This window comes from Pseudomonas sp. JY-Q (genome assembly GCF_001655295.1).
GTDB lineage: Bacteria > Pseudomonadota > Gammaproteobacteria > Pseudomonadales > Pseudomonadaceae > Aquipseudomonas > Aquipseudomonas alloputida.
Genome location: NZ_CP011525.1, coordinates 5,875,355 through 5,898,944, shown reverse-complemented (window position 1 = coordinate 5,898,944; position 23,590 = coordinate 5,875,355). Strand labels below are relative to the sequence as shown.

The 23,590-nt window shown below is 62.4% G+C and carries 22 protein-coding genes and 1 pseudogene; 10 read left to right on the top strand and 13 right to left on the bottom strand.

Annotated features, from left to right (window positions below):
- Position 1: 1 nt before the first annotated feature.
- The 7 genes from AA098_RS26525 to tcyJ form a co-directional block, all read right to left on the bottom strand.
- Positions 2–802 carry a MetQ/NlpA family ABC transporter substrate-binding protein gene (locus AA098_RS26525; protein WP_064615114.1) on the bottom strand — a complete coding sequence of 267 codons (801 nt, stop codon included), beginning with the start codon at positions 800–802 and terminating at the stop codon, positions 2–4.
- Positions 795–2,180 (bottom strand): LLM class flavin-dependent oxidoreductase, encoded by a 1,386-nt coding sequence (locus AA098_RS26520; RefSeq protein ID WP_054889040.1) that lies wholly within the window; start codon positions 2,178–2,180, stop codon positions 795–797. Before AA098_RS26520 ends, AA098_RS26525 begins: the two co-directional genes overlap by 8 nt.
- Entirely contained in the window at positions 2,180–3,361 is a 1,182-nt protein-coding gene (locus AA098_RS26515; protein WP_004576379.1) for an SfnB family sulfur acquisition oxidoreductase, read from the bottom strand. The genes AA098_RS26520 and AA098_RS26515 overlap by 1 nt, the downstream gene beginning before the upstream one ends.
- A 141-nt stretch (positions 3,362–3,502) precedes the next feature.
- A complete protein-coding gene (locus tag AA098_RS26510) occupies positions 3,503–4,744 on the bottom strand; it encodes an SfnB family sulfur acquisition oxidoreductase (protein WP_054889042.1) in 1,242 nt (413 codons plus the stop codon).
- A 318-nt stretch (positions 4,745–5,062) separates the two neighbouring features.
- Positions 5,063–5,821, bottom strand: coding sequence for an L-cystine ABC transporter ATP-binding protein TcyN (gene tcyN, locus AA098_RS26505; protein WP_003255850.1), 759 nt, complete (start codon positions 5,819–5,821; stop codon positions 5,063–5,065).
- Positions 5,822–5,823: 2 nt separating this feature from the next.
- Positions 5,824–6,492 (bottom strand): cystine ABC transporter permease, encoded by a 669-nt coding sequence (gene tcyL / locus AA098_RS26500; protein WP_003255849.1) that lies wholly within the window; start codon positions 6,490–6,492, stop codon positions 5,824–5,826.
- Positions 6,489–7,283: a cystine ABC transporter substrate-binding protein gene (tcyJ, locus tag AA098_RS26495; RefSeq protein WP_003255847.1), complete on the bottom strand. Its 795-nt coding sequence runs from the start codon at positions 7,281–7,283 to the stop codon at positions 6,489–6,491. Before tcyJ ends, tcyL begins: the two co-directional genes overlap by 4 nt.
- Before the next feature lie 307 nt (positions 7,284–7,590).
- On the opposite strand from tcyJ, the gene epsC reads away from it, so the two are divergent.
- On the top strand, positions 7,591–8,523 hold the full coding sequence (gene epsC, locus AA098_RS26490) for a serine O-acetyltransferase EpsC (protein ID WP_003255846.1): 933 nt from the start codon (positions 7,591–7,593) through the stop codon (positions 8,521–8,523).
- Between the two features lie 268 nt (positions 8,524–8,791).
- Positions 8,792–10,795, top strand: coding sequence for a choline transporter BetT (betT, locus tag AA098_RS26485; RefSeq protein WP_003255844.1), 2,004 nt, complete (start codon positions 8,792–8,794; stop codon positions 10,793–10,795).
- Positions 10,796–10,858: 63 nt separating this feature from the next.
- Here betT and tauD read toward each other — a convergent pair whose 3' ends face one another.
- The 4 genes and pseudogenes from tauD to AA098_RS26465 all read right to left on the bottom strand — a co-directional run.
- Positions 10,859–11,692 (bottom strand): taurine dioxygenase, encoded by an 834-nt coding sequence (tauD, locus tag AA098_RS26480; RefSeq protein WP_003255843.1) that lies wholly within the window; start codon positions 11,690–11,692, stop codon positions 10,859–10,861.
- Positions 11,693–11,740: 48 nt separating this feature from the next.
- The gene (tauC, locus tag AA098_RS26475; RefSeq protein ID WP_003255842.1) at positions 11,741–12,580 is read right to left on the bottom strand and encodes a taurine ABC transporter permease TauC; all 840 of its coding nucleotides are present in this window, start codon (positions 12,578–12,580) and stop codon (positions 11,741–11,743) included.
- Positions 12,577–13,365, bottom strand: a complete 789-nt coding sequence (gene tauB, locus AA098_RS26470) for a taurine ABC transporter ATP-binding subunit (protein ID WP_010951613.1) — start codon at positions 13,363–13,365, stop codon at positions 12,577–12,579. The genes tauC and tauB overlap by 4 nt, the downstream gene beginning before the upstream one ends.
- A gap of 13 nt (positions 13,366–13,378) precedes the next feature.
- Positions 13,379–14,005 (bottom strand): annotated as a pseudogene (locus AA098_RS26465) (glycine betaine ABC transporter substrate-binding protein); the annotation flags it as partial.
- A 136-nt stretch (positions 14,006–14,141) separates the two neighbouring features.
- Here AA098_RS26465 and AA098_RS26460 point away from each other — a divergent pair.
- The 8 genes from AA098_RS26460 (at position 14,142) to AA098_RS26425 (ending at position 21,217) form a co-directional block, all read left to right on the top strand.
- Positions 14,142–15,482, top strand: a complete 1,341-nt coding sequence (locus tag AA098_RS26460; protein WP_003255838.1) for an OprD family porin — start codon at positions 14,142–14,144, stop codon at positions 15,480–15,482.
- Between the two features lie 165 nt (positions 15,483–15,647).
- Complete coding sequence (locus tag AA098_RS26455) at positions 15,648–16,286, top strand: peroxiredoxin (protein WP_003255836.1); 639 nt, start codon at positions 15,648–15,650, stop codon at positions 16,284–16,286.
- A gap of 218 nt (positions 16,287–16,504) precedes the next feature.
- A complete protein-coding gene (gene ssuE, locus AA098_RS26450; protein WP_003255835.1) occupies positions 16,505–17,098 on the top strand; it encodes an NADPH-dependent FMN reductase in 594 nt (197 codons plus the stop codon).
- An 85-nt stretch (positions 17,099–17,183) separates the two neighbouring features.
- Positions 17,184–18,149 carry a sulfonate ABC transporter substrate-binding protein gene (locus AA098_RS26445; protein WP_004576375.1) on the top strand — a complete coding sequence of 322 codons (966 nt, stop codon included), beginning with the start codon at positions 17,184–17,186 and terminating at the stop codon, positions 18,147–18,149.
- A gap of 59 nt (positions 18,150–18,208) precedes the next feature.
- Positions 18,209–19,357: an FMNH2-dependent alkanesulfonate monooxygenase gene (gene ssuD, locus AA098_RS26440; RefSeq protein ID WP_004576374.1), complete on the top strand. Its 1,149-nt coding sequence runs from the start codon at positions 18,209–18,211 to the stop codon at positions 19,355–19,357.
- Positions 19,358–19,367: 10 nt separating this feature from the next.
- A complete protein-coding gene (ssuC, locus tag AA098_RS26435; RefSeq protein ID WP_003255831.1) occupies positions 19,368–20,165 on the top strand; it encodes an aliphatic sulfonate ABC transporter permease SsuC in 798 nt (265 codons plus the stop codon).
- Complete coding sequence (gene ssuB / locus AA098_RS26430) at positions 20,162–20,974, top strand: aliphatic sulfonates ABC transporter ATP-binding protein (RefSeq protein ID WP_003255830.1); 813 nt, start codon at positions 20,162–20,164, stop codon at positions 20,972–20,974. The genes ssuC and ssuB overlap by 4 nt, the downstream gene beginning before the upstream one ends.
- Positions 20,975–21,001: 27 nt before the next feature.
- Positions 21,002–21,217 (top strand): molybdopterin-binding protein, encoded by a 216-nt coding sequence (locus tag AA098_RS26425; RefSeq protein WP_003255829.1) that lies wholly within the window; start codon positions 21,002–21,004, stop codon positions 21,215–21,217.
- 79 nt (positions 21,218–21,296) lie between these two features.
- On the opposite strand, the gene AA098_RS26420 is transcribed toward AA098_RS26425, so the two are convergent.
- Both AA098_RS26420 and gshA read right to left on the bottom strand, forming a co-directional pair.
- Positions 21,297–21,929 carry a TetR/AcrR family transcriptional regulator gene (locus AA098_RS26420; protein ID WP_004576373.1) on the bottom strand — a complete coding sequence of 211 codons (633 nt, stop codon included), beginning with the start codon at positions 21,927–21,929 and terminating at the stop codon, positions 21,297–21,299.
- Positions 21,929–23,497 carry a glutamate--cysteine ligase gene (gene gshA, locus AA098_RS26415; protein ID WP_371914693.1) on the bottom strand — a complete coding sequence of 523 codons (1,569 nt, stop codon included), beginning with the start codon at positions 23,495–23,497 and terminating at the stop codon, positions 21,929–21,931. The genes AA098_RS26420 and gshA overlap by 1 nt, the downstream gene beginning before the upstream one ends.
- Positions 23,498–23,590 lie beyond the last annotated feature (93 nt).

The window sequence follows — 23,590 nt, the reverse complement described above, 5'->3', positions numbered from 1 at the left end:
GTCAGCCTTCCCAGCCGGCTTGGTAGAGCTTGCCGTGAGCTTTGTTCAACGCAGCGCGCACCACTGGCGAATGCTGGTAGATGTCGACGAACTGGGCCAGGCGTGGGTCGTCCTTGCTTTGCGGGCGAATGACGAACTGGATCACGTATTCCTTGTTTTCCAGCCCATCGAACAGCAACGCCGAGGTGGCATCGAAGGTGTTGGCCAGGCGGATGTAGGCCGGGTAACCCTGCACCAGGTCGGCGTCGTCGTAGGCGCGTACCAGTTGCACCGCCTCGACCTGAAGGATCTTCAGCTTTTTCGGGTTGGCGAGGATGTCATCCTCGGTGGCCTTGTAGCCCACGCCGGGCTTCAGGGTGATCAACCCGGCCTTGGCCAGCAGCAGCAGGCCACGGCCGCTGTTGATCGGGTCGTTGGCGATGGCCACGCTGGCGCCTTCAGGCAGCTCGGCAAAGCTTTTGTACTTTTTCGAGTACAGGCCAACGTTGTTGATGATGCCCGGGGCGTAAGGCACAAGGTTGAAGCCTGCAGCAGCCTTGGCGTTTTCCAGGAACGGGATGTGCTGGAAGTAGTTCACGTCGATGTCGCCGCTGTTGAGGCTGACATTGGGCGCAATCCAGTCGCTGAACTCGATCAGCTTCACTTCCAGGCCTTGCTTGTGGGCTTCTTCAACCGCGGCTTCCAGCGGAATGGCAAAGGCCGAGGTGGTGCCGATCTTCAACGGCTCGGCAGCAAGGGTACCGGCGCACAGGCCGAGGGTGATGGCAATGGCCGCGACGGGCCGGAACAGTTTCTCAAGCATGGTGCAGGGCTCCAGTCGGGGTAGGGGTAAAGCGGTAAGCCGAGCCAGGGTGGTCGGCGGGTAAGTGCGGGTGGTCGGTATGGAACAGTTTTTCGCGCAGGGTGCCTTCGGTGTAGGCAGTCTTGTAGCGGCCACGCTGCTGAAGTTGCGGGATGACCAGCTCGACGAAGTCCTCGAAGCTTTCCGGGGTGACGGTGCGGGTCAGGTTGAAACCGTCCAGGCCGGTTTCATCGATCCACGCGATCAACTGCTCGGCCACCTGTTCAGGCGCGCCGACCAGGGTTACGTAGCGGCCGCCCAGGGCGTGCTGTTGCAACAGGCGCCGGCGGGTCCAGGCGTTGTCTTGCAACTGGCGCGTGGCTGACTGGATGGCGTTGCCCTGGTTGAAGGCAATGGGTTCGTCCAATTCATAGGCGGCGAAGTCGATGCCAGTGGACGCGGCGAAGTGCGCGACGCCCGCTTCGGCGCTGGCGTGGCGCAGGTACTCGGCGTGTTTGGCCTGGGCCAGTTGCTCGGTGGCCGCAACGATCACCGTGATGCCCATGAACACTTTGACTGCCTGCGGGTCGCGGCCGGCGGCCTGGGCGGCCGCGCGAACCTTGTCGACCTGGGCGCGGGTGGCTGCCTTGTCTTGGCCACTGATGAACACGCATTCGGCATGGTTGCCGGCGAAGGCCAAGCCACGCGGCGAGCTGCCGGCCTGGAACAGCACCGGGGTGCGCTGCGGTGAGGGCTCGCACAGGTGGTAGCCTTCGACCTTGTAGAACTCGCCCTGGTGCTGAACCTTGCGCACCTTGTCGGGCGTGGCATAGACGCGATGCTCGCGGTCGGCGACCACTGCGTCATCGGCCCAGCTGCCTTCCAGCAGCTTGTACAACACCTGCAGGTATTCATCGGCCTGGTCGTAGCGGCGATCATGCGCCGGTTGCTGCGCCAGGCCCATGGCCCGGGCGGCGCTGTCGAGGTAGCCGGTGACAATGTTCCAGCCCACCCGGCCATTGCTCAGGTGGTCGAGTGTGGAAAGTCGCCGGGCGAACAGGTACGGCGCCTCGTAGGTGAGGTTGGCGGTAAGGCCGAAACCCAGGTGACGGGTGACCGCAGCCATGGCGGAGACCAGCAGCAGCGGGTCGTTGACTGGCAGCTGGATCGACTCCTTGAGGGTGACGTCCAGTGACTGGCCGTAGATGTCGTAGGTGCCGACGATGTCGGCAATGAAAAGCCCGTCGAACAGGCCGCGCTCCAGCAGGCGTGCCAGGTTGGTCCAATAGTCCAGGGTCTTGTACTGGGTTGAAGTGTCCCGTGGGTGGGTCCACAGACCGTGGTTGATGTGCCCGATGCAGTTCATGTTGAAGGCATTGAGCAGAATCTGCTTGGCCATTAGATGGTCCCCCGGCGCGGCGGGTTGGCATCGTTGAGGTAGTAGTTGCCGATGGCGTGGTACTTCCAGCGCACCGGATCGTGCAGGGTGTGCACGCGAGCGTTGCGCCAGTGGCGGTCGAGGTTGTGTTCGGCCAATGTTGCCTGGCTGCCGCCCAGTTCGAACAGGGTGGTACCGGCGGAGAGGGAAATTTCGGTGCTGATGGCGCGTGCTTCGGCCACGGCAATGGAGGCGGCGGCAACATTGTCGGCAGTGCTGTCGTCGCGTGCGCGGTCGAGGTATTCGCCTGCGCGCTCCAGCAGGGCTTCGGCCGCGTGCAAGCGGATCGCCAGATGGCCGAAACTTTTCAGCGTCAGCGGGTCATCCGTGGCCTTGTCCAGGCCGGAGTCGACCCACGGACGGCTGCGGGTGCGCACGAAGTGCAGGGCGTCTTCATAGGCGGCGCGGGCAATGCCGGTGTCGATGGCGGCATGGAGGATCTGCGCCAGCGGGCCAACCGGGGTGGGGCGCTCGAAGGCGCTCTGGAACGGCACCACGTCGGCTGCGCTGACGTACACGTTATCGAACACCACCGAACCGCTGCCGGTGGTGCGCTGGCCGAAGCCGCTCCAGTCGTCGATCACCTGCAGCCCCTGGCTGTCGGCCGGGACGAAGGCCAACTGTTGTATGCCTTGTTCATCCACGACCGAGGTTGGAATGCGTTGGGCATAGATGGCGCCTGTGGAATAGAACTTGCGCCCGTTGATGCGGAAACCGTCGCCGTCACGGCTCAGGCGGGTGGTGCGCTCGTGGGCGGTCTTGGTGCCCAGCTCGGCCAGGGCATTGCCGAAACGGCGGCCGGCCAGTACCTCGGTGTACAGGCGCTGTTGCTGTTCGGGGCTGCCGTTTACCCGCAGCACTTCCAGACCGTAGAAATGATTCTGCGGAATCTGCCCGAGCGAACCGTCGGCCTGCGCGATACGGGCGATGACCTTGGCCAGGGTGACGTTGGATACGCCGGCACCGCCGAAGGCTTTGGGCACGCTGATGGCCCACAGGCCGGAGCGGGTGAACAGCTCGAGTTCGGCCAGCGGCAGGCGGCGCTCGCGGTCGCGCAAGGCGCTGTCGCGGCGCAGTTGCTGGGCGATGTCTTCGGCGACGGCCAGGGCTTGGGCGTCGTTGGTGATGATAGCGATTGTCATGGAGTTCTCCGGGGGCCGCTTTGTGGCCCTTCGCGGGCTTACCCGCTCCCACAGGTGAAGTGATGCCCGTTCAGGCGGTGGCAATCCTGTGGGAGCGGGCAAGCCCGCGAAGGGCTGCGCAGCAGCCCCAAAGGCAGCAAATCAGATCCAGGAATGCCGTGCAGGCAGGGTGCCGTTAAGGTGGTAAGCGCCCACCGCGTGGTACTTCCAGCGCACCGGGTCGTGCAGGGTGTGCACCCGAGCGTTTCGCCAGTGGCGGTCGAGGTTGAACTCGGCAAGGGTGGCGCGGCTGCCGGCCAGCTCGAACAGCTTTTCGCTGGCCTGCAGGGCAATTTCGGTAGTCAGCACCTTGGCCTCGGCCACCGCAATCGAGGCACGTGCCGCACTGGCTGCGTCGATAGGCGCAGCATTGACCTCGTCGAGTACCCGAGCGGCTTTGCGCAGCAGCGCTTCGGCGGCGTGCAGCTCGAGTTTCAGGCGGCCGAAGTCGGCAATTACATAAGGGTCGTCACTGGCACGGTCGACGTTGGCTTCAATCCACGGCCGGGACTTTTCGCGCACGAACGTGATCGCATCATCGATAGCTGCTTCGGCGATGCCGGCGTCGATCGCCGCCTGGATCAGCTGCGAAGCGGCGCCCTGAATGTTGGGGATATCGCGCTGGCGCCAGTTGTCGATTACCAGTTCCGCGTCCACCGGCACCTGGTCCAGCAGCACGGTACCGCTGGCGGTGGTGCGCTGGCCGAACCCGGACCAGTCATCGACAATGCGCAACCCCGGGCTGCCCCGGCGCACGAATGCCAGGCGCTGGCGGCCTTCGTCGTCGAGGGCTTTTACCGCCACCCAATGGGCGAACAAGGCACCGGTGGAGTAGAACTTCTCGCCACTTATGCGGTAGCTGTCGCCGGCGCGCGTGATTCGGGCCTTGAGGGTGAGGGTATCCCTGGTGCCACGCTCAGGCCCGGCATTGCCGATGCGCCAGCCGTCGAGCACGCTGCGAAAGATCCGCGCTTGCTGCGCCTCGCTGGCCGTCAGGCGCAGCAGTTGCAGCATGCCGAACTGGTTCTGCGGGATCTGCCCCAGGGCGGGGTCGGCGGCGCTGATCAGGCGGAACACTTCGGCGACGGTTGCGAACGATACGTCGGGGCCACCGTAGGCCTTGGGTACGCTGATGCTGCCCAGACCGCTGCGGGTAAACAGTTCGATTTCGGCCCAGGGCAGTTTGCGTTGCTGGTCGCGCCGGGCAGCTTGCTCACGGGCGACCTCGGCCAGTTCGCGGGCCGCTTGCAGGGCCTCGGCGTCGTTGCGCAGTACCTTGGCCGGCAGCAGCGGGGGCGAGCTGTCCAGATCGCTATGGAATTGGGTGTTGGCTTGGCTGGGCATCAGTGCCGCTCCTTGGCTGCACTCAATGCCCTGGCGTTACGCACTGGGGTGATTGTGATCCTGACCATTCCTGACCTCACAAAATAGTTATGTCGCTACAGCTGATCGCGACAGATGTGTGCTGGTCCGGTGGTCCGGTTTATATACCCTAATGATTTATAAAAATTTTATGAACTAACTTTTTGGAATATTTATAGAAGGGGGGGATTTGTTAAGGGCGTGCTGGCCTCTTCGCGGGTAAACCCGCTCCTACACATGCCTCAAGATCTGTGCATTCACTGTAGGAGCGGGTTTACCCGCGAAAGGGCCGGAACAGGTTTACTCGGAGGCCGCAGTCCCGAGGAACTTGCGCAAGAACTGCCGGGTACGTTCTTCCTTCGGCGCCGCGAACAGCGCCTTGGCCTCGCCCTGCTCCACGATCACGCCCTTGTCGAAGAAGATCACCCGGTTCGCCACGTCCCGGGCAAAGCTCATCTCGTGGGTGACGATGATCATGGTGCGCTTTTCCTCGGCCAGGCCGCGGATGGTCGCCAATACTTCACCGACCAGCTCCGGGTCCAGCGCCGAGGTCGGTTCGTCGAACAGGATTACCTCTGGTTCCATGGCCAGGGCACGGGCGATGGCCACGCGTTGCTGCTGGCCGCCGGACAGGCGCCGTGGGTAGGCGTCTTCCTTGCCCGCCAGGCCGACTTTGGCCAGCAGGCGCCGGCCAAGCTCGATGGCCTGTTCGCGAGGCGTCTTCTTGACGATCACCGGCCCCTCGATCACGTTCTCCAGGGCAGTGCGATGGGGGAACAGGTTGAAGTTCTGGAACACGAACCCGGCTTGCTGGCGCAAACGGCGAATCGCACCCTGCTGCCCGCCCAAAGGGCGGTTGGCATCGATGCTGATGGCGCCGATCTGGATCTGCCCGGCATCGGGGGTTTCCAGCAGGTTAAGGCAGCGCAAGAAGGTGGTTTTGCCCGAGCCACTGGGGCCGATGATGGCCACCACTTCACCGGGCTGCACGGTCAGGTCGATACCGTTGAGCACGGTCTGGCCCTTGAACCGCTTGGTCAGGCCTTTGACTTCAATCATGCTCAATGCTCCTGGTCATGCTGGTTGACCCGCGCTTCCATGCGGTTCTGGAAGTGCGCAAGGATGCTGCACAGCACCCAGTAGATGACCGCGACCGCCACGTACATGGTGAACACTTCGAACGTGCGCGCAGTAATCAGCTGGGCTTGGCGGAACAGCTCGGGCACCTGGATGGTTGCCGCCAGGGCAGTGTCCTTTACCAGCGAGATGAAGCTGTTGCCCAGCGGTGGCAACGCGGTGCGCAATGCCTGTGGCAGGATCGCCCGGCGCATGGCTTGCACGCGGGTCATGCCGATGCTGGCGGCTGCTTCCCACTGGCCCCGGTCGATCGAGGAAATGGCTGCGCGCAGGATCTCGCAGATGTAGGCCGCCATGTTCAGCGACAGGCCGATCAGCGAAGCGGGGATCGGGTCGAGCTCGATGCCGATTTGCGGCATGCCGAAATAGATGACGAACAGCTGCACCAGCAGCGGCGTGCCGCGGAAGAACGACACGTAGACCCGCGCCAGCCAGTTCAGCGGCAGAATCTTCGACAGCCGCATCAGCGCCAGGGCAAAGCCCAGCACCAGACCGAAGAACATGCCGCCGACACTGAGCAGCACCGTATAACCCGCGCCCTTCAGCAGGAAGGGCGCGGAATCGACAACGAGTTGCAGGCTTTCAGCGATCATTTGGTGACATCGGCACCGAAGTACTTCTCGGACAGCTTGGCCAGCGTGCCGTCAGCTTTTAGCTTGTCGATGGCCTTGTTGATAGCTGCCAACAGTTCCGGCTCACCTTTGCGCAGGGCCACGCCGCTTTCCAGGCGCGAGAAGGCATCGCCAGCAAGTTGGGTGTCCTTGGCTTTTTGCGCGTATTCCAGCGCCGCCAGGCGGTCGATCAGGATGGCGTCGATACGGCCGTTGCGCAGGTCAGCGAACTTGCTTGGGTCGTCTTCATAGGTGCGCACATCGGCTTGCGGCACGTCTTTTTTCACCCACTGTTCGTAGTTGGTGCCAAGGCCTACGCCGACCTTTTTGCCGGCCAGGTCCTGTGCGCCCTTGATGTTCAGCTGCTCGGCTTTCTTCTTCAGGATCAGTGCCTGGATGCCGGAGACAGTGTAGGGCTCGGAGAAGTCGTACTTTTTCTTGCGCTCCTCGGAAATGGTCACCTGATTGACCACTACATCCAGGCGTTTGGATTCCAGCGCGGCGAGGATACCGTCCCACTTGGTCGGCTGGATCTTGGCCTTGACCCCCAGCTCCTTGGCCAGCAGCTCAGACAGCTCCACTTCGAAGCCGGTCAGTTTGCCGTTTTCGTCCTGGAAGCTGAATGGCGGGTAGGTGCCCTCGAGGCCGACGTTGATGACGCCTTTTTCCTGAATGGTCTTCAATTGCTCGCCGGCGAAAGCCTGGCTGAGCAGGCCGGCACCCAGCAGGAGGGCCAGGCTGGCGTTGAGTAGCGGTTTGGCGAATTTCGACATGTCAGAGCCCCGCGCTTGTTGTCTAGGTAGTGAGGTGGCGACTATAGGGTTGGCTGATTAGGCCGGGAAATACTAAAAAATAACTTTAATATTCCTTTTTTGATTTGCGCCAGGTGCTGGCTGCTTTGAGGGTAGGCGACGATACCCACTCCGTCATCGCGGCTTATGCCTGACTTAGTGCAGGATGGAATAAAGCGTTGTTTTTTCCAAGCCTCAGATTTGCCGTAAAGTGGATTGCAGCAGGCAGGTTCGGCCTTTTCGCGGGCCTGGCAACAAAATCAGATGGCCTATACGGCAGGAGAACACCGTGAGCGAACAACCTTCATCCGCGCATTGGCAGTTGCAGAGCATTGTCACTGGCCTGCGCGGGGCCCGTGAGCAATGGCGCACCCGTAATGGCCGCAGTATTGGCGAGCAGGGCGGGCGCGAGCTGCCGTCGCGTGAAGCGATGCGACAGATTCTGGAGCAACTGTGCGGGGCGCTGTTCCCCATGCGCCTGGGGCCAGTCGACCTGCGCGAAGAAAGTGAAGACTTCTACGTCGGCCATACCCTGGATGCCGCGCTGACCGCCTTGCTGGCCCAGGCTCGTCTTGAACTTCGTTACGCGGCACGGCAAAGCAAGGCTGAGCTGGCGGGCGTCGACGCCCGTGCGCTGAGCCTGATCCAGGGCTTTGCAGCTGCGCTACCGGAACTGCGCGTTCTGCTCGACACCGATGTGCTGGCCGCCTACCACGGCGACCCGGCAGCGCGCAGCGTCGATGAAGTGCTGCTGTGCTACCCGGGCATCCTGGCGATCATCCATCACCGGCTGGCACACCACCTGTACAAGGCTGGGCTGCCGCTGCTGGCGCGGATCAGTTCGGAGCTGGCGCATTCGGCCACCGGTATCGACATTCACCCGGGGGCGCAGATCGGCCCGAGCTTCTTCATCGATCATGGTACGGGTGTGGTCATTGGTGAAACCGCGATCATCGGCGAGCGCGTGCGCATCTACCAGGCGGTGACCCTGGGCGCCAAGCGTTTCCCCAGCGATGAGTCGGGTACGCTGCATAAAGGCCTGCCACGCCACCCGATCGTCGAGGACGATGTGGTGATCTATGCCGGGGCCACGGTGCTGGGGCGTATTACCATCGGTAAGGGTTCGACCATTGGCGGTAATGTGTGGCTGACGCGCAGTGTGCCGGCTGAAAGCAACATTACTCAGGCCAACCTGCAACTGGATTGCCAGGACAAGAACTGATCCCGCATTGCGATTGCCTTGCTGGCCTCTTCGCGGGCAAGCCCGCGCCTACGACGGACGTACCAGATGTAGGTGCGGGTTTACCCGCAAGAGGCCGAAACAGGACGACACCAATCGGCGCCCCAATTCGCATTGAAATCCGATCCATGTTTAACTTGAACGCTTGTTCAATGAAAAACGCTGGTCCGCTGCCGGTGTTCAACAGGAGGATTCCTTTGCTGAACCCGTTCATTCCGAACCTCACGTCATTCGACGAGGTGCACGCCCTATGAGTGCACCGAACCCTTCCGCTGCCAACGGCAAAATCCGCATGAACCCCCCGGTGTTCTACTTTGCGGCGAGTTTCATCCTCATCTTTGGCCTGGTAGTCATCTCCAACCCGCAAGCCGCAGGTGACTGGTTGCTGGCGGCGCAGAACTGGGCGGCCAACACGGTCGGCTGGTACTACATGCTGGCGATGACGCTGTACCTGGTCTTCGTGGTGGTCACCGCCTTGTCTGGCTACGGCAAGATCAAACTCGGTGCCGACCACGACGAACCCGAGTTCAGCTACCTGTCGTGGGCCGGCATGCTGTTCGCCGCCGGCATCAGCATCACGCTGTTCTTCTTCTGTGTCTCCGAACCGCTGACCCACATGCTGCAACCGCCCCAAGGCGAAGCCGGCACGGTCGAGGCCGGGCGCCAGGCGATGCAGATCCTGTTCCTGCACTGGGGCCTGCATGGCTGGGGGGTGTTCGCCTTCGTCGGCATGGCATTGGCCTATTTCGCCTACCGGCATAACCTGCCGCTGGCCCTGCGTTCGGCGCTGTACCCGCTGATTGGCAAGCGCATCAACGGCCCGATCGGTTATGCGGTGGATGGCTTCGGCATCATCGCCACGGTGTTCGGCCTGGGCGCCGACATGGGCTTTGGGGTGCTGCATCTGAACGCCGGTCTGGACTACCTGTTCGGCATCAGCCACAGCCAGTGGGTGCAGGTGATCCTCATCACCCTGATGATGGGCGCGGCTGTGGCCGTAGCCGTGGCCGGGGTGGAGAAGGGGGTGCGGGTGATGAGCGACATCAACCTGTTCCTGGCCTGTGCGCTGCTGCTGTTCGTGCTGTTCGCCGGGCCTACCCAGCACCTGTTCAACACGCTGATCCAGAACCTGGGCGACTACCTGGGTGCGTTGCCGCGCAAGAGCTTCGACGTGTATGCCTATGGTGAAAACCGCGGCTGGCTGGGCGGCTGGACCGTGTTCTACTGGGCCTGGTGGATTGCCTGGGCGCCGTTCGTGGGCCTGTTCATCGCCCGCATCTCCCGTGGCCGTACCATCCGTGAGTTCGTCTTTGGCGTGCTGCTGATTCCGCTGGGCTTCACCCTGGCGTGGATGTCGATCTTCGGCAACAGCGCCCTGGACCAGGTGATCAACCACGGCATGACCGCACTGGGCCAGTCGGCGCTGGACAACCCGTCGATGAGCCTGTACCTGCTGCTGGAAACCTACCCCTGGAGCAAGGCAGTCATCGCCACCACGGTGTTCATCAGCTTCGTGTTCTTCGTCACCTCGGCCGACTCGGGCACCGTGGTGCTGTCGACCTTGTCGGCCAAGGGCGGTGACGCTGATGAAGATGGGCCGAACTGGCTGCGTATCTTTTGGGGGGCGATGACTGCACTGATCACCAGTGCGCTGTTGTTCGCTGGCAGTATTGATTCGCTGAAGTCGGCAGTGGTGCTGACGTCGCTGCCGTTCTCGCTCATTCTGCTGTGCATGATGTGGGGGCTGCACAAGGCGTTCTACCTGGAGTCGCAGCGGCAGATCGCGCAGATGCACTCGCTGGCCCCGTTCGCCCAGTCACGTCGCGGCCGTGGCGGCTGGCGCCAGCGCCTGAGCCAGGCGGTGCACTTCCCGTCACGTGATGAGGTGTACCGTTTCATGGATGATGTGGTGCGCCCGGCGATTGCCGATGTGCGTGAAGTGTTCGAGCAGAAAGGCCTGGTACTGATTACCCAGGACGACCCTAGCCATGACAACGTCAGCCTGAAGATTGGCCATGGCGAGGAACAGCCGTTCATTTACCAAGTGCAGATGCGTGGCTATTTCACACCATCGTTCGCCTTGGGGGGGCTGGGTACGCAGGAGTTGAAGAACCGCCGCTATTACCGGGCGGAGGTGCACCTGAGCGAAGGCAGCCAGAACTATGACCTGGTGGGCTACAGCAAGGAGCAGATCATCAACGACATCCTCGACCAGTACGAGCGGCACATGCAGTACCTGCACCTGGTGCGCTGACCAAGCTCTCCTGTCCTGGGCTCTTCGCAGGCAAGCCCGCGAAGAGCCCAGGACAGGCAACCGCTAGTAGGGTGCATCCCCAAGGATGGTCGCCCGGTGCATCACCCGCCGGTTCGGCCGGTAATCATCCACCGCAAAATGCTGGGTCACGCGGTTGTCCCAGAACGCGACGTCATTCTCCTGCCAACGCCAGCGAATGCTGAACTCCGGTCGCGTCGCATGGGCGAACAGCAGCCTCAGCAGCGCATCGCTTTCCAGTTCGCTCAGTTCATTGATGCGTGTAGTGAACCCTTCATTGACGAACAACGCCTTGCGCCCGCTCACCGGATGCGTGCGCACCACCGGGTGCGACAGCGGTGGGTTGTTGCGCCGGGTGGCCTCCCAGCGCGTCAGGTCTTCCGGCGTGGTGCCAAAGCGCTCCAGCGGGAACGACTTGGTGAAGTCGTGGGTAGCGGTCAGCCCGTCCAGCATTGCACGCAGCGGCGCCGACAAAGCCTCGAAGGCCGCAATGCCGCTGGCCCAAAGGGTATCGCCACCGTAAGCAGGCAATTGCTTGGCGCTGAGTACCGCGCCCAGTGCCGGGGTCGGCAAAAAGGTCACGTCGGTGTGCCACACGGCGTTGTCGCGCACATCGGTAACCGCCGTGTCGAGCACCAGCACCTGCGGGGTGTCCGGCACGTTGGGGTAAATCGGGTGGATGTGCAGGTCGCCGAAGCGGGCGGCAAAGCGCGCCTGCTGTTCCGGGTTGATCGGCTGGTCACGGAGGAACAGCACCTGGTGCTGGAGCAGTGCCTGTTCGATGGCATCGCGCTCTTCTGCGCTGATATCGCGGCTGATGTCCACGCCGCTGATCTGGGCGCCGAGTGCTGGGCTTAGGGGAGTGATGGTCAGGCTCATGTCGGTCTCTTCAATCGGGCGCCAGTGTGCTGGCGTGGACAATGGAATTCAGTGAATCTGCCCATGCCAGGGCACCAGCTTGCGTTGCAGGGCACGCAGGCTCATTTCCAGAGCGAAGGCGATCAGGGCGATCAGCAGGATGCCCAGCACCACCACGTCGGTGACCAGAAACTGCGCCGCCGATTGCACCATGAAGCCCAGGCCGCTGGTGGCGGCGATCAGTTCAGCGGCCACCAGGGTCGACCAGCCGACCCCCAGGCCAATGCGGATGCCGGTAAGGATGTCAGGCAATGCACTGGGCAAAATGACGTGGCGGATCAGTTGGGCCTTGGTTGCGCCCAGCGACTGCGCCGCGCGCAGCTTGGCCGGATCTACCGTGCGCACACCGGTGGCTGTGGCAATGGCAATGGGGGCGAAGATTGCCAGGTAGATCAGCAGCACTTTCGACAACTCGCCGATACCGCACCAGATGACGATCAGCGGCAGGTAGGCCAGCGGCGGGATGGGCCGGTAGAACTCGATCAGCGGGTCGAGAATGCCGCGGGCTACGCGGTTGTAGCCGATAGCGATGCCGACTGGTATTGCGGTCAGGGTCGCAGCCACCAGCGCCAGGCCGATGCGGCCCAGGCTTGCGCCCAGGTGCTGCCACAGGCTGGCATCCATGTAGCCTTGGGTCAGCAAGGTCCATGCCTTGGCCAGGATGTCACCGGGCGAGGGCAGGAACAGGGGCTCTACCCAACCGGCAGCCGTCACCAGCCACCAGACCAGTAGCAGGCTGGCCAGGGTCAGGGTGCTGATCCAGCGGGTGGACAGTGGGCGGCGTAGCGTGGCGGCTGGCCGGGTTTGGGTGTTGTGTTTGCCGGCGACCGGCAGGTCCAGGCTGCTCATGCGCGCTCCTGCAGGCTTTGGCGTTGGGAAAACACCCGCGCCAGCACATGCTCGCGGGTTTCGATGAAGGCTGGATCGGACTTGATGGCCCGGGCCGATTCGCCAGCGGCATAGCGCTGGCCGAAGTTCAGCTGCAGGCGTTCCACTACGCGTCCCGGGTTGGGCGCCAGCAGTACCAGTTCGCTGGCGAGGAACACCGCTTCTTCGATGTCGTGGGTAATCAGGAACACCGGCTTGGCGGTGCGTTGCCAAACTTGCAATAGCAGCTCTTGCATCTGCTCCCTGGTGAAGGCATCGAGGGCACCGAACGGTTCATCCATCAGCAGTACCCGAGGGTCAGCCGCCAGCGCCCGGGCAAGGCCCACGCGCTGCTTCTGGCCACCGGACAATTGCCAGATACGCCGTTCGCCGAAGCCATCGAGGTCGACCAGGGTGAGCATTTCGCGGGCCTTGGCCTCACGCTGGGCGCGGGGTACGCCGGCCAGTTCGAGGCCGAAGGCGACGTTGCCCAGCACGTTCTGCCATGGCAGCAGGGCATCGTCCTGGAACACCACGCCGCGTTCTGCACCGGGGCCCTGCACCGGCACACCATCGAGGGTGATGTGACCGCCACTGGGGGCGACGAAGCCGGCGATCAGGTTGAGCAGTGAGGTCTTGCCGCTGCCGGAAGGCCCCAGGGCCACCAGCAGTTGGCGTGGTCCCAGGCTCAGGTTGATGTCGGCCAGCACCGGGGTGCTGGCGCCTGGGTACTGTGCGCTGATGCGCTCCAGCTCGAGCAAGGCCATGACGGGCTCCGGATCAGTTTGGAAGGAACTTGGCGCTGACGTACGGCGAGTAGTCCGGCAGCACTGCTTCGACTTTGCCTTGCTGCTTGAGGAAGTTGGCGGTGTCCGTCAGCGCTTGGGTGGTCGGCGCGCCCAGGGCGTTGGCCTGGTCAGCGGCCAGCGGGTAGACGTTGCCCTCCAGCAGCACCGGGATGTCGCTGGCCTTGGCACCGGACAGCTTCACCAGCTTGTCTACGTTGCCCTTGTCGGCCAGCCAGGCTTTCGGGTCCTTGCGGTAGTCGGCGTAGGCATCGAGGGTGACTTTGGCAAAGGCCTTGACCACATCAGGGTGTTTCTCGGCGAAGTCCTTGCGCACGATCCAGGCATCGAAGGTAGGCGCGCCTTTCTGTGCCAGCTCACCGGAGGTGATCAGGACCTTGCCGTTTTCCTTGGCCACGCCCAGGGCCGGGTCCCACACGTAGGTCGCATCGATGTCGCCGCGCTTCCAGGCGGCAATGATGGCCGGCGGCGCCAGGTTGAGAATCTGTACCTTGGAAGGGTCGATATTCCAGCTTTTCAGTGCGGCAAGCAGGCTGTAATGCCCGGTGGACACGAACGGGACGGCGACCTTCTTGCCGTCCTGTAGCGCAGGTGGCGTCTTAGACCAAAGTCGCGAAACGTTTAGAAACGATTGACTTAATAGTCACGCTTTGGGACTAAATCGCCCATCCCGGTGAGCGGGGCATCAGACCCCTCCGCCAGAGATACACAAAAATTAGAACGTAGAGGAGCAAAACATGTACAAGTCCAGCCTGGCTCTGGCCGTGGCACTGGGGGTTCTCGCCCAACAAGCAGGCGCTGCCGGTTTCGTTGAGGACAGCAAACTGTCGCTCAGCTCGCGCACCATGTACTACAACGGCGACAACCGTGAAGATCACGCAAAACCGGGTGCGGAGCGCCCGGATCAGCGTGAGTCGGGCCAGGGCTTCAAGCTCGACTACATCTCGGGCTTTACCCAAGGCACCGTAGGCTTTGGTGTTGATGCCCAAGCGCTGTGGGGTATTCACCTGGATGGTGGCGAGGGTTACCACAAGTCCGGCTTCTTCCCGGATGACGGCAAAGGTTCTGCAGCCCAGTGGGCTCGTTTCGGTGCCAATGCCAAGGCGCGCTTCTCCAAGACCGAAGCGCATTTCGGTAGCGCGCTCGCACCGAACCTGCCGATCCTGGTTTCCAACGATGGTCGTCTGCTGCCACAAACCTTCGAGGGTGGCACCATCCAGTCGAAGGAAATCGACAACCTGACCATCAACGCGGGTCAGCTGACCCACGCCATGGGCCGTGCTTCGAGCAACCGTACCGGTCTGTCTGTCGCCGGTTCCAATGCCGAGAGCAACAAGTTCCGCTACGGTGGCCTGGACTACAAGCTCACTCCAGACCTGACCCTGCAGTACTACTACTCGAACCTGGAAGACTTCTACAAGCAGCACTTCCTGGGCGCGACCCACGTGTTCAAGATCGCTGACGACCAGTCGTTCAAGACTGACCTGCGCTACTTCGACAGCAGCAGCGACGGCAAGAATGGCAACGACAGCGCTTACAACTTCAACAACAACGGTGGCTACGCCAAAAACACCGGCGAGATCGACAACAAGACCTGGTCCGCCATGTTCACCTATACCTTGGGTGGCCACGCGCTGATGCTCGGTCACCAGCAAGTGGGTGACGACGGTGGCTTCGTATGGTTGAACCAGGGCAGCCTGAGCAACGACAGCGGCACCTCGGAAGGTGCTGGCGGCTCCAGCTTCTACCTGTTCACCGACAGCATGATCAACCAGTTTGCCCGTGCTGGTGAAAACACCACCTTCGGTCAGTACTCCTATGACTTCGCGGCGCTGGGTGTGCCAGGCCTGAAGGCATCGGTTGCTTACCTGCGTGGTGACGATATCCGCAACAAGTCGGGCAGCGGTACCTACAATGAATGGGAACGCGATGCGCGCATCGACTACACCCTCCAGGAAGGTGCCCTCAAAGGCTTGGGCTTCAGCCTGCGCCAAGGCGTGTACCGTGGTGCCGGCGAGAGCAGTGCCGACCAGGATCAGGCTCGCTTCATCGTGAACTACACTTACAGCTTCCTGTAAGTCGTAGCCACAAAGAAAGCCTCGCCTAGTGCGAGGCTTTTTTGTGCCTGCTAATTCGTATGCGTTATGGTTATAAATAAATCGTTATTTATTCTTTTTATTTTTAACTGAATGCAGGCACATTGAGCCCATACGGTACAGAACCCAGCCCAGGAGCCGCAGCCCATGAGCCTCAAACTCGGCGATATCGCCCCCGATTTCGAACAGGATTCCAGCGAAGGCAAGATCCGCTTCCACGAGTGGCTGGGCAACAGCTGGGGGGTGTTGTTCTCCCACCCGGCCGACTTCACCCCGGTGTGCACCACCGAGTTGGGCCTGACCGCCAAGCTGAAGGACGAATTTGCCAAGCGCGGGGTCAAGGCCATCGCCCTGTCGGTGGACCCGGTCGACTCGCATCACAAGTGGATCGATGACATCAACGAAACACAGAATACCGTGGTCAACTTCCCGATCATTGCTGACGCTGACCGCAAAGTGTCCGACCTTTACGACCTGATCCACCCGAACGCCAGCGACACCCTGACCGTGCGCTCGCTGTTCATCATCGACCCGAATAAAAAGGTGCGCCTGACCATTACCTACCCGGCCAGTACCGGGCGCAACTTCAACGAAATTCTGCGGGTGATCGACTCGCTGCAGCTGACCGACAACCACAAGGTTGCCACACCGGGTAACTGGCAGGACGGCGATGAAGTGGTGATCGTGCCTTCGCTCAAAGACGAGGAGGAGATCAAGCAGCGCTTCCCCAAAGGTTACCGGGCGGTCAAACCCTATCTGCGCCTGACCCCTCAACCCAATCGTTAATGGATTCCTCGTTGCATTGCTCTTAGCCAAGCAGGGATTTTCGGGCCGTTTCGACGGCCCTTTTTTATGCCTGTAAAAAACTGTGGGAGCGGGCGCGCCCGCGAGGAGGGCTTTATGGGTAAAGACAATAATGGAATAAACAAATGAAAAAATATGATTTCTAGATATATGTACCAGCTGTTAATGTCTCCTCCAACAGAACACAAGGAAGCGCAGCAATGCTGGTCGTCTCAATCGGTGGTAGCCCAAGTCTCCGTTCACGCTCCGGCGTGCTGCTCGAGCGTTCGCGCCAGTGGCTGCAGGATCGCGGCGTTGAAGTGGTGACATTCCAAGTGCGTGACTTTCCCGCCGAAGACCTGCTGCATGCCCGTTTCGACAGCCCGCATGTGCAACACTTTCAGCAGCTGGTGGCCCAGGCCGATGGCCTGATCGTCTCCACCCCGGTGTACAAGGCTTCGTTTTCCGGTGCCCTGAAAACCTTGCTTGACCTGCTGCCCGAGCGCGCCCTGGCCCACAAGATCGTGTTGCCCATCGCCACTGGCGGCAGCATCGCCCACATGCTGGCGGTGGATTACGCATTGAAGCCGGTGCTGTCGGCACTCAAGGCACAAGAGACCCTGCAAGGGATCTTTGCCGACGACAGCCAGGTGGCTTACGCAGAAGGTACAAAGCCCGCGCAGTTGGTACAGGCGCTGGAAGAACGCCTGCACGACTCGCTGGAAACCTTCCACGTCGCCCTGGCCCGTCGGCCGCGCCCCGTGGCCCCTGGCGTACTGAACGAACGTCTGATCAGCGCTCGCTGGAGCATCTGAACGGCATTACCCGCTTCACCACCTTACTCGCCCGTTAACGAGGCAAGCAGGTGCAACCCGAACCCCATTCGCACAGGAGAGCGCCATGCGCACAGTCTTCTTGCGTCGTGGTCTGGTCGCCCTGTTTGCGGCGGCTGTGTCCTTCGGCGCCATTACCCAAGCCCAGGCCGAGAGCCTGCGTATCGGTTATCAGAAATACGGCACCTTGGTGCTGCTCAAGGCCAAGGGCACGTTGGAGAAGCGCCTGGCCGAGCAGGGAGTACAGGTGCAATGGACCGAATTCCCCGGCGGCCCGCAGCTGCTTGAAGGGCTGAACGTCGGCTCCATCGATTTCGGCGTAACCGGCGAGACGCCTCCTGTGTTCGCTCAGGCCGCTGGCGCCGACCTGCTCTACGTGGCCTACGAGCCGCCAGCGCCGCACAGCGAAGCGATCCTGGTGCCCAAGGGCTCGCCGATCCAGTCGGTGAAGGACCTCAAGGGTAAAAAGGTCGTCCTCAACAAAGGCTCCAACGTGCACTACCTGCTGGTCCGCGCCCTGGAAGACGCCGGCCTCAAGTACAGCGACATCCAGCCTGTCTACCTGCCGCCAGCCGACGCCCGCGCCGCCTTCGAGCGCGGCAGCGTGGATGCCTGGGTGATCTGGGACCCTTACCAGGCCGCCGCCGAGCAGCAGCTGCAAGCGCGCACCCTGCGTGACGGCAAGGGCCTGGTCGACAACCACCAGTTCTACCTCGCCACCCGCAACTATGCGACACAGCACCCAGCGGTGATCAACACCGTGATCGAGGAAGTGCGCGCCGTGGGTGAATGGTCCCAGGCCAACCCGCAAGAGGTGACCGACCAGGTTGCCCCGCTGCTCGGCCTGCCTGCCGGCATCACCCTGACCTCTGTCAAACGCCAAGGCTACGGCGCTGCGCCGCTGACCCCGGACGTGGTGGCCGCGCAGCAGAAGATCGCCGACACGTTCCAGGCGCTGAAGCTTATTCCCAAGCCGCTGAGCATCAAGGACGTGATCTGGACACCCCCTGCCAAAGTCGCTAGCGCGCCTTGATTGACTGCCAGTGCCGGGGCGCCGCTCCGGCTAGAGCCACCCTTGAGGAGACGACTCCAATGAGCCTTAACATTTTCTGGTTCCTCCCAACCCACGGTGACGGCAAGTACCTGGGCACTTCCGAAGGCGCACGTGCGGTCGACCACGGTTACCTGCAGCAGATCGCGCAGGCCGCCGACCGCCTTGGTTTTGGTGGGGTGCTGATCCCGACCGGGCGTTCCTGCGAGGACTCCTGGCTGGTGGCCGCGTCGCTGATCCCCGTGACCCAGCGCCTGAAGTTCCTTGTAGCCCTGCGTCCGGGCATCATTTCACCGACCGTGGCAGCACGCCAGGCGGCCACCCTCGATCGCTTGTCCAATGGCCGTGCGCTATTCAACCTGGTGACCGGTGGTGATCCGGACGAGCTGGCGGGTGATGGCCTGCACCTGAACCACCAGGAGCGCTACGAAGCTTCGGTCGAGTTCACCCGTATCTGGCGCAAGGTGCTGGAAGGCGAAAACGTCGATTACGACGGTAAGCACATCCAGGTAAAGGGCGCCAAGCTGCTCTACCCGCCGATTCAGCAACCACGCCCACCGCTGTATTTCGGCGGCTCCTCCGAGGCCGCTCAAGACCTGGCGGCCGAACAGGTCGAGCTGTACCTGACCTGGGGCGAGCCACCGGCAGCCGTTGCCGAGAAGATCGCACAGGTGCGCGAAAAAGCGGCTGCTCAAGGGCGCGAAGTACGCTTCGGTATCCGCCTGCACGTGATCGTGCGGGAAACCAACGAAGAGGCTTGGGCCGCTGCCGAGCGCCTGATCTCGCACCTGGACGATGACACCATCTCCCGCGCCCAGGCCTCGCTGGCGCGTTTCGATTCGGTGGGCCAGCAACGCATGGCCGCGCTGCACGGCGGCAACCGCGACAACCTGGAAGTCAGCCCCAACCTGTGGGCAGGTGTTGGCCTGGTACGGGGCGGCGCGGGTACCGCGCTGGTGGGCGACGGCCCGACCGTGGCAGCACGGGTCAAGGAATATGCCGACTTGGGCATCGATACCTTCATCTTCTCGGGTTATCCACACCTGGAAGAGTCTTACCGCGTGGCGGAGCTGCTGTTCCCGCACCTTGATGTGCAGCGCCCAGAGCAGCCGAAAACCGGTGGTTATGTAAGCCCGTTCGGCGAAATGGTGGCCAACGACATCCTGCCCAAATCTGTGTCGCAGAGCTGAGGGCCTGGCCATGAGTCGTGCAACTTCTTCGAACCTGACCCAGCGCCTGGCGCCGTGGGCGCTGCCGGTGCTGCTGTTGGCCATATGGCAACTGGCCGTCAGCGCTGGCTGGCTGTCGACGCGTATCCTGCCGGCACCTAGCGCAGTGGTAAGCGCGGGCGTCGAACTGGTGCGCAGCGGCGAAATCTGGACCCACCTGGCCATCAGCGGCTGGCGTGCAGGCCTGGGCTTTGTCATCGGCGGCAGCATCGGCCTGGTACTGGGCTTCATCACCGGCTTGTCGAATTGGGGTGAACGCCTGCTCGACAGCTCGGTACAGATGATCCGCAACGTGCCGCACCTTGCGCTCATACCGCTGGTGATTCTGTGGTTCGGTATCGACGAGTCGGCAAAGATCTTTCTGGTCGCGCTGGGCACGTTGTTCCCGATCTACCTGAACACCTACCACGGCATTCGCAACGTTGACCCAGCGTTGGTGGAAATGGCGCGCAGTTACGGCTTGTCCGGCTTCGGCCTGTTCCGCCAGGTGATCCTGCCGGGGGCGCTGCCTTCGATCCTGGTGGGTGTGCGTTTCGCCCTGGGCTTCATGTGGCTGACGCTGATTGTTGCCGAAACCATTTCGGCCAACGCTGGCATCGGTTACCTGGCAATGAATGCTCGCGAATTTCTTCAAACCGACGTGGTAGTGCTGGCCATCGTCCTGTATGCCGTACTCGGCAAGCTTGCCGACCTTGCGGCCCGGGGCCTGGAGCGCGTGTGGTTGCGCTGGCACCCGGCCTATCAAGTTGCCAGGAAGGAGGGCGCATGACCGTGCTCAAGGAACAGCCGCCACGCCTGCTGCGTGGCACCCCGCTGGCCTCCAAGGGCCTGCGCAAGACTTTTGGTCAACGCGAAGTTCTGAAGGGTATCGACCTGCACATTCCGGCCGGCCAGTTCGTGGCCATCGTCGGCCGCAGCGGCTGCGGCAAGAGCACTTTGCTGCGGCTGCTGGCCGGGCTGGACCAGCCCACCGCCGGGCAACTACTGGCGGGTGCCGCGCCGCTGGAAGAGGCCCGTGAAGAAACCCGCCTGATGTTCCAGGACGCGCGGCTGCTGCCGTGGAAAAAGGTGATCGACAACGTTGGCCTTGGGCTGTCTGGTGACTGGCGACAGCGTGCACTGGAGGCCTTGGATGCGGTTGGCCTGGCCGACCGCGCCAACGAATGGCCGGCAGCGCTCTCGGGAGGCCAGAAGCAGCGCGTGGCTTTGGCCCGAGCCTTGATTCACCAGCCCCGCCTGCTGCTGCTGGACGAGCCACTGGGGGCGCTGGATGCATTGACCCGCATCGAGATGCAGCAACTGATCGAACGCCTGTGGCGTCAGCACGGCTTCACTGTGCTGCTGGTGACCCACGACGTCAGCGAGGCGGTTGCCGTGGCTGACCGGGTGATCCTGATTGAGGACGGCGAGGTCGGGCTCGACCTCACTGTTGACCTGGCACGGCCCCGGGCGCGTGGTTCGCACCGTCTGGCCGCGCTGGAAAGCGAAGTGCTCAACCGTGTTCTGTCCACCCCGGGCACTGCGCCCGAGCCGGATCCTGTAGCCCCTCTGCCCACGCAACTGCGCTGGGCGCACTGAATCCCAAAAGCCAAAAGGAAGCAAACCATGACTATCAAAGCCATCAATGTTCGCAACCAGTTCAAAGGTACTGTGAAAGAAATCCTCGAAGGCCCGGTACTGTCGGAAATCGACGTGCAGACGGCTTCGGGTATCGTCACTTCGGTGATTACCACCCGTTCCGTGCGTGAGCTGGAGTTGCAGGTGGGCAGTGAAGTGATTGCCTTTGTGAAGTCGACTGAAGTGTCTATCGCCAAGCTGTGATGCGGCAGGTCGATATTGGGGCTGCTTTGCAGCCCTTCGCGGGTTCACCCGCGAAGGGCGCGCAACGCGGCCCCATGATTCAGCGGGAACGCTTGGCCAGAAACGGCGGCAGGTACAACCCCAGATACGCTTCGAACACCCGCTTGCCTTCCTCGGCCATGCGCAGGGTGATCGCCTCGTGCAACTGCACCGACCGCGCATACACCCGGTCGCTCAATTCCATGGCCAAGGCAAACACGTCCACATCCAGTGGCATCACCGGCAGGTGAAAATGCTGGTCGAACAACGTGTGCATCAAGTCGCCCAGTTCCATGTCGTGCTGCCGGTCGGCCTGCACCACCTCGCTCAGGCCATGCTGCGCCAGGATCAACTGCCGCGCTGCTGCATCCTCGTTATAGATATCAAGCATGCGTTGTTCGATCAGCCGTGACAGTTCGTGCCAGGTGCTGAGCGCGCTGCTGTCGATCGGTGCGCTCAGGGCTTCGCGAAACGCCCGGTGCACATCTGCAGTAAGTGCCTCCAGCAAGGCCGGCACGCTGGCGAAAAAGTGATACACCGACGAAGGCGGAATCTGCGCCCGCTCGGCCACGCTGTAGATAGACAGTGCTGCCACCCCTTGCTCGGCCAACAGCTCACGCGCAGCCGCCAGGATCGCCTCGATCCTGGCCTGGCTGCTGGCGCGCGGTTTGCGCGGGGTGGTGGTGCGGTTCATCAGCTGCTGATTGCCAGGATGCTGGCCTGGTAGGCGCCGACGAACAGGTCGAAATCACCGACTTCGTCTCGCTCCAGCTCGGACTGCCTGGCGAGCGACTCTCGGGCCAGCGTCTCGAATGCTTGCTGCTTTTCGTTGCTCAGCGGTTGCTCGCGGAAAGTCTTGGCGTGCACACGGCTCTGGCGCAGCGAGAACTGGACGAAACTCTCGTCATGCTCGGTCATGCGTGCCAGCACCTGGGCCGACGGGGTCAGCGAGGTGTCGTCGACCTTGGCCTGCTGCGCATCCAGGGCCTTGGCGTGCTCATCAGAACCTTGCGCCTGGTCGAGCAGATTGGCCAATTTGCGGATACGCTCGATCAGCTCGCTGGCCCAGTCTTTCAGGCTGATCGGCTGGCCATTGCGGTGCAACTCCAGGCCCGGACGACGACCTTCCTTGACCACGGTCAGGAAGTTGCTGGTGCACTGGCCGCACTCACCGTTGTCCAGTTGCGGGCTGTCTTCCAAGGCGCAGAACAGCAGGAATGCGTCGAGGAAGCGCGCCTCGGTCAGGTCGATACCGACCGGCAGGAACGGGTTGATGTCCAGGCAACGTACTTCCACATACTGCACGCCCCGCGAGGTCAGGGCCTGGATCGGCCGCTCGCCGGTGTAGGTGACGCGCTTGGGGCGGATGTTCGAGTAGTACTCGTTTTCGATCTGCAGAATGTTGGTGTTCAGCTGAACCCACTCGCCATCCACATGCGTGCCGATTTCAACGTAAGGCGGGTAGGGCGTGCCAACGGCCTTGCGCAGGCTGTCGGTGTAGCTGGCCAGGTTGTTGTAGCAGGGCGTCAGGCCGGCCTGGGCGTTGCTCTGGTAACCCAGGTCGCTCATGCGCAGGCTGGTGGCATAAGGCAGGAACAGGGTTTCGGCATCCAGCTCTTCGAGCTGGTGCGGGCGGCCACGCAGGAAGCCTTTGTCCAGGGCCGGCGAGGCGCCGAACAGGTACATCAGCAGCCAGCTGTAGCGGCGGAAGTTACGAATCAGCGCGATGTAGGCCGACGACTGGTAGTCGCGGTCATTTTCCGTACTGCCTTCGGCTTCGCGCAGCAGTGGCCAAAGCGCTTCGGGCAGCGAGAAGTTGTAATGAATACCGGCGATGCACTGCATGGTGCGGCCGTAACGCAGGGCCAGGCCCTTGCGGTAGACGTGTTTGAGCTTGCCGATATTCGAGCTGCCGTACTCGGCGATCGGGATGTCCTCCTCGGCCGGCAGCGTGCACGGCATCGACGGGCTCCACAGGTATTCGTCGCCCAGCTTGCTGTAGACGAAACGGTGGGTCTCTTCGAGGCTTTCGAGCACCTTGGCCGGATCGGCCAGGGCCGGGGTGATGAACTCCAGCAGCGACTCGGAATAGTCGGTGGTGATCTGCTCGTTGGTCAGCGCCGATCCCAGTGCTTCCGGGTGCGGGGTCTGGGCCAGGCGACCTTCATCGGTCACGCGCAGGCATTCGCGCTCAATACCGTGCAGGCACTGCTTGAGCAGGGGGAGATTGGCGCCGAGCAGGCGGTTGAGGAGTTCGCTCAAGATGTATTCCTTCACGCGTCAGTCGCCCCAATATGGGGGTAGAGATAACGGTCTACAAGGGTAGGAAGAAAGGAACTGGCGTTGTCGCCTGGT

Bases quoted from the DNA above. Each gene is read 5' to 3' on its own strand.
- tcyL (WP_003255849.1), bottom strand. From the start codon at position 6,492: ATGATCGCTGAAAGCCTGCAACTCGTTGTCGATTCCGCGCCCTTCCTG.
- ssuE (WP_003255835.1), top strand. From the start codon at position 16,505: ATGCTGGTCGTCTCAATCGGTGGTAGCCCAAGTCTCCGTTCACGCTCC.
- AA098_RS26455 (WP_003255836.1), top strand. From the start codon at position 15,648: ATGAGCCTCAAACTCGGCGATATCGCCCCCGATTTCGAACAGGATTCC.
- AA098_RS26425 (WP_003255829.1), top strand. From the start codon at position 21,002: ATGACTATCAAAGCCATCAATGTTCGCAACCAGTTCAAAGGTACTGTG.
- AA098_RS26460 (WP_003255838.1), top strand. From the start codon at position 14,142: ATGTACAAGTCCAGCCTGGCTCTGGCCGTGGCACTGGGGGTTCTCGCC.
- tcyJ (WP_003255847.1), bottom strand. From the start codon at position 7,283: ATGTCGAAATTCGCCAAACCGCTACTCAACGCCAGCCTGGCCCTCCTG.
- AA098_RS26420 (WP_004576373.1), bottom strand. From the start codon at position 21,929: ATGAACCGCACCACCACCCCGCGCAAACCGCGCGCCAGCAGCCAGGCC.
- AA098_RS26510 (WP_054889042.1), bottom strand. From the start codon at position 4,744: ATGCCCAGCCAAGCCAACACCCAATTCCATAGCGATCTGGACAGCTCG.
- tauB (WP_010951613.1), bottom strand. From the start codon at position 13,365: ATGGCCTTGCTCGAGCTGGAGCGCATCAGCGCACAGTACCCAGGCGCC.
- tauD (WP_003255843.1), bottom strand. From the start codon at position 11,692: ATGAGCCTGACCATCACTCCCCTAAGCCCAGCACTCGGCGCCCAGATC.
- ssuD (WP_004576374.1), top strand. From the start codon at position 18,209: ATGAGCCTTAACATTTTCTGGTTCCTCCCAACCCACGGTGACGGCAAG.
- ssuC (WP_003255831.1), top strand. From the start codon at position 19,368: ATGAGTCGTGCAACTTCTTCGAACCTGACCCAGCGCCTGGCGCCGTGG.
- AA098_RS26525 (WP_064615114.1), bottom strand. From the start codon at position 802: ATGCTTGAGAAACTGTTCCGGCCCGTCGCGGCCATTGCCATCACCCTC.
- tcyN (WP_003255850.1), bottom strand. From the start codon at position 5,821: ATGATTGAAGTCAAAGGCCTGACCAAGCGGTTCAAGGGCCAGACCGTG.
- AA098_RS26520 (WP_054889040.1), bottom strand. From the start codon at position 2,180: ATGGCCAAGCAGATTCTGCTCAATGCCTTCAACATGAACTGCATCGGG.
- ssuB (WP_003255830.1), top strand. From the start codon at position 20,162: ATGACCGTGCTCAAGGAACAGCCGCCACGCCTGCTGCGTGGCACCCCG.
- AA098_RS26445 (WP_004576375.1), top strand. From the start codon at position 17,184: ATGCGCACAGTCTTCTTGCGTCGTGGTCTGGTCGCCCTGTTTGCGGCG.
- betT (WP_003255844.1), top strand. From the start codon at position 8,792: ATGAGTGCACCGAACCCTTCCGCTGCCAACGGCAAAATCCGCATGAAC.
- tauC (WP_003255842.1), bottom strand. From the start codon at position 12,580: ATGAGCAGCCTGGACCTGCCGGTCGCCGGCAAACACAACACCCAAACC.
- AA098_RS26515 (WP_004576379.1), bottom strand. From the start codon at position 3,361: ATGACAATCGCTATCATCACCAACGACGCCCAAGCCCTGGCCGTCGCC.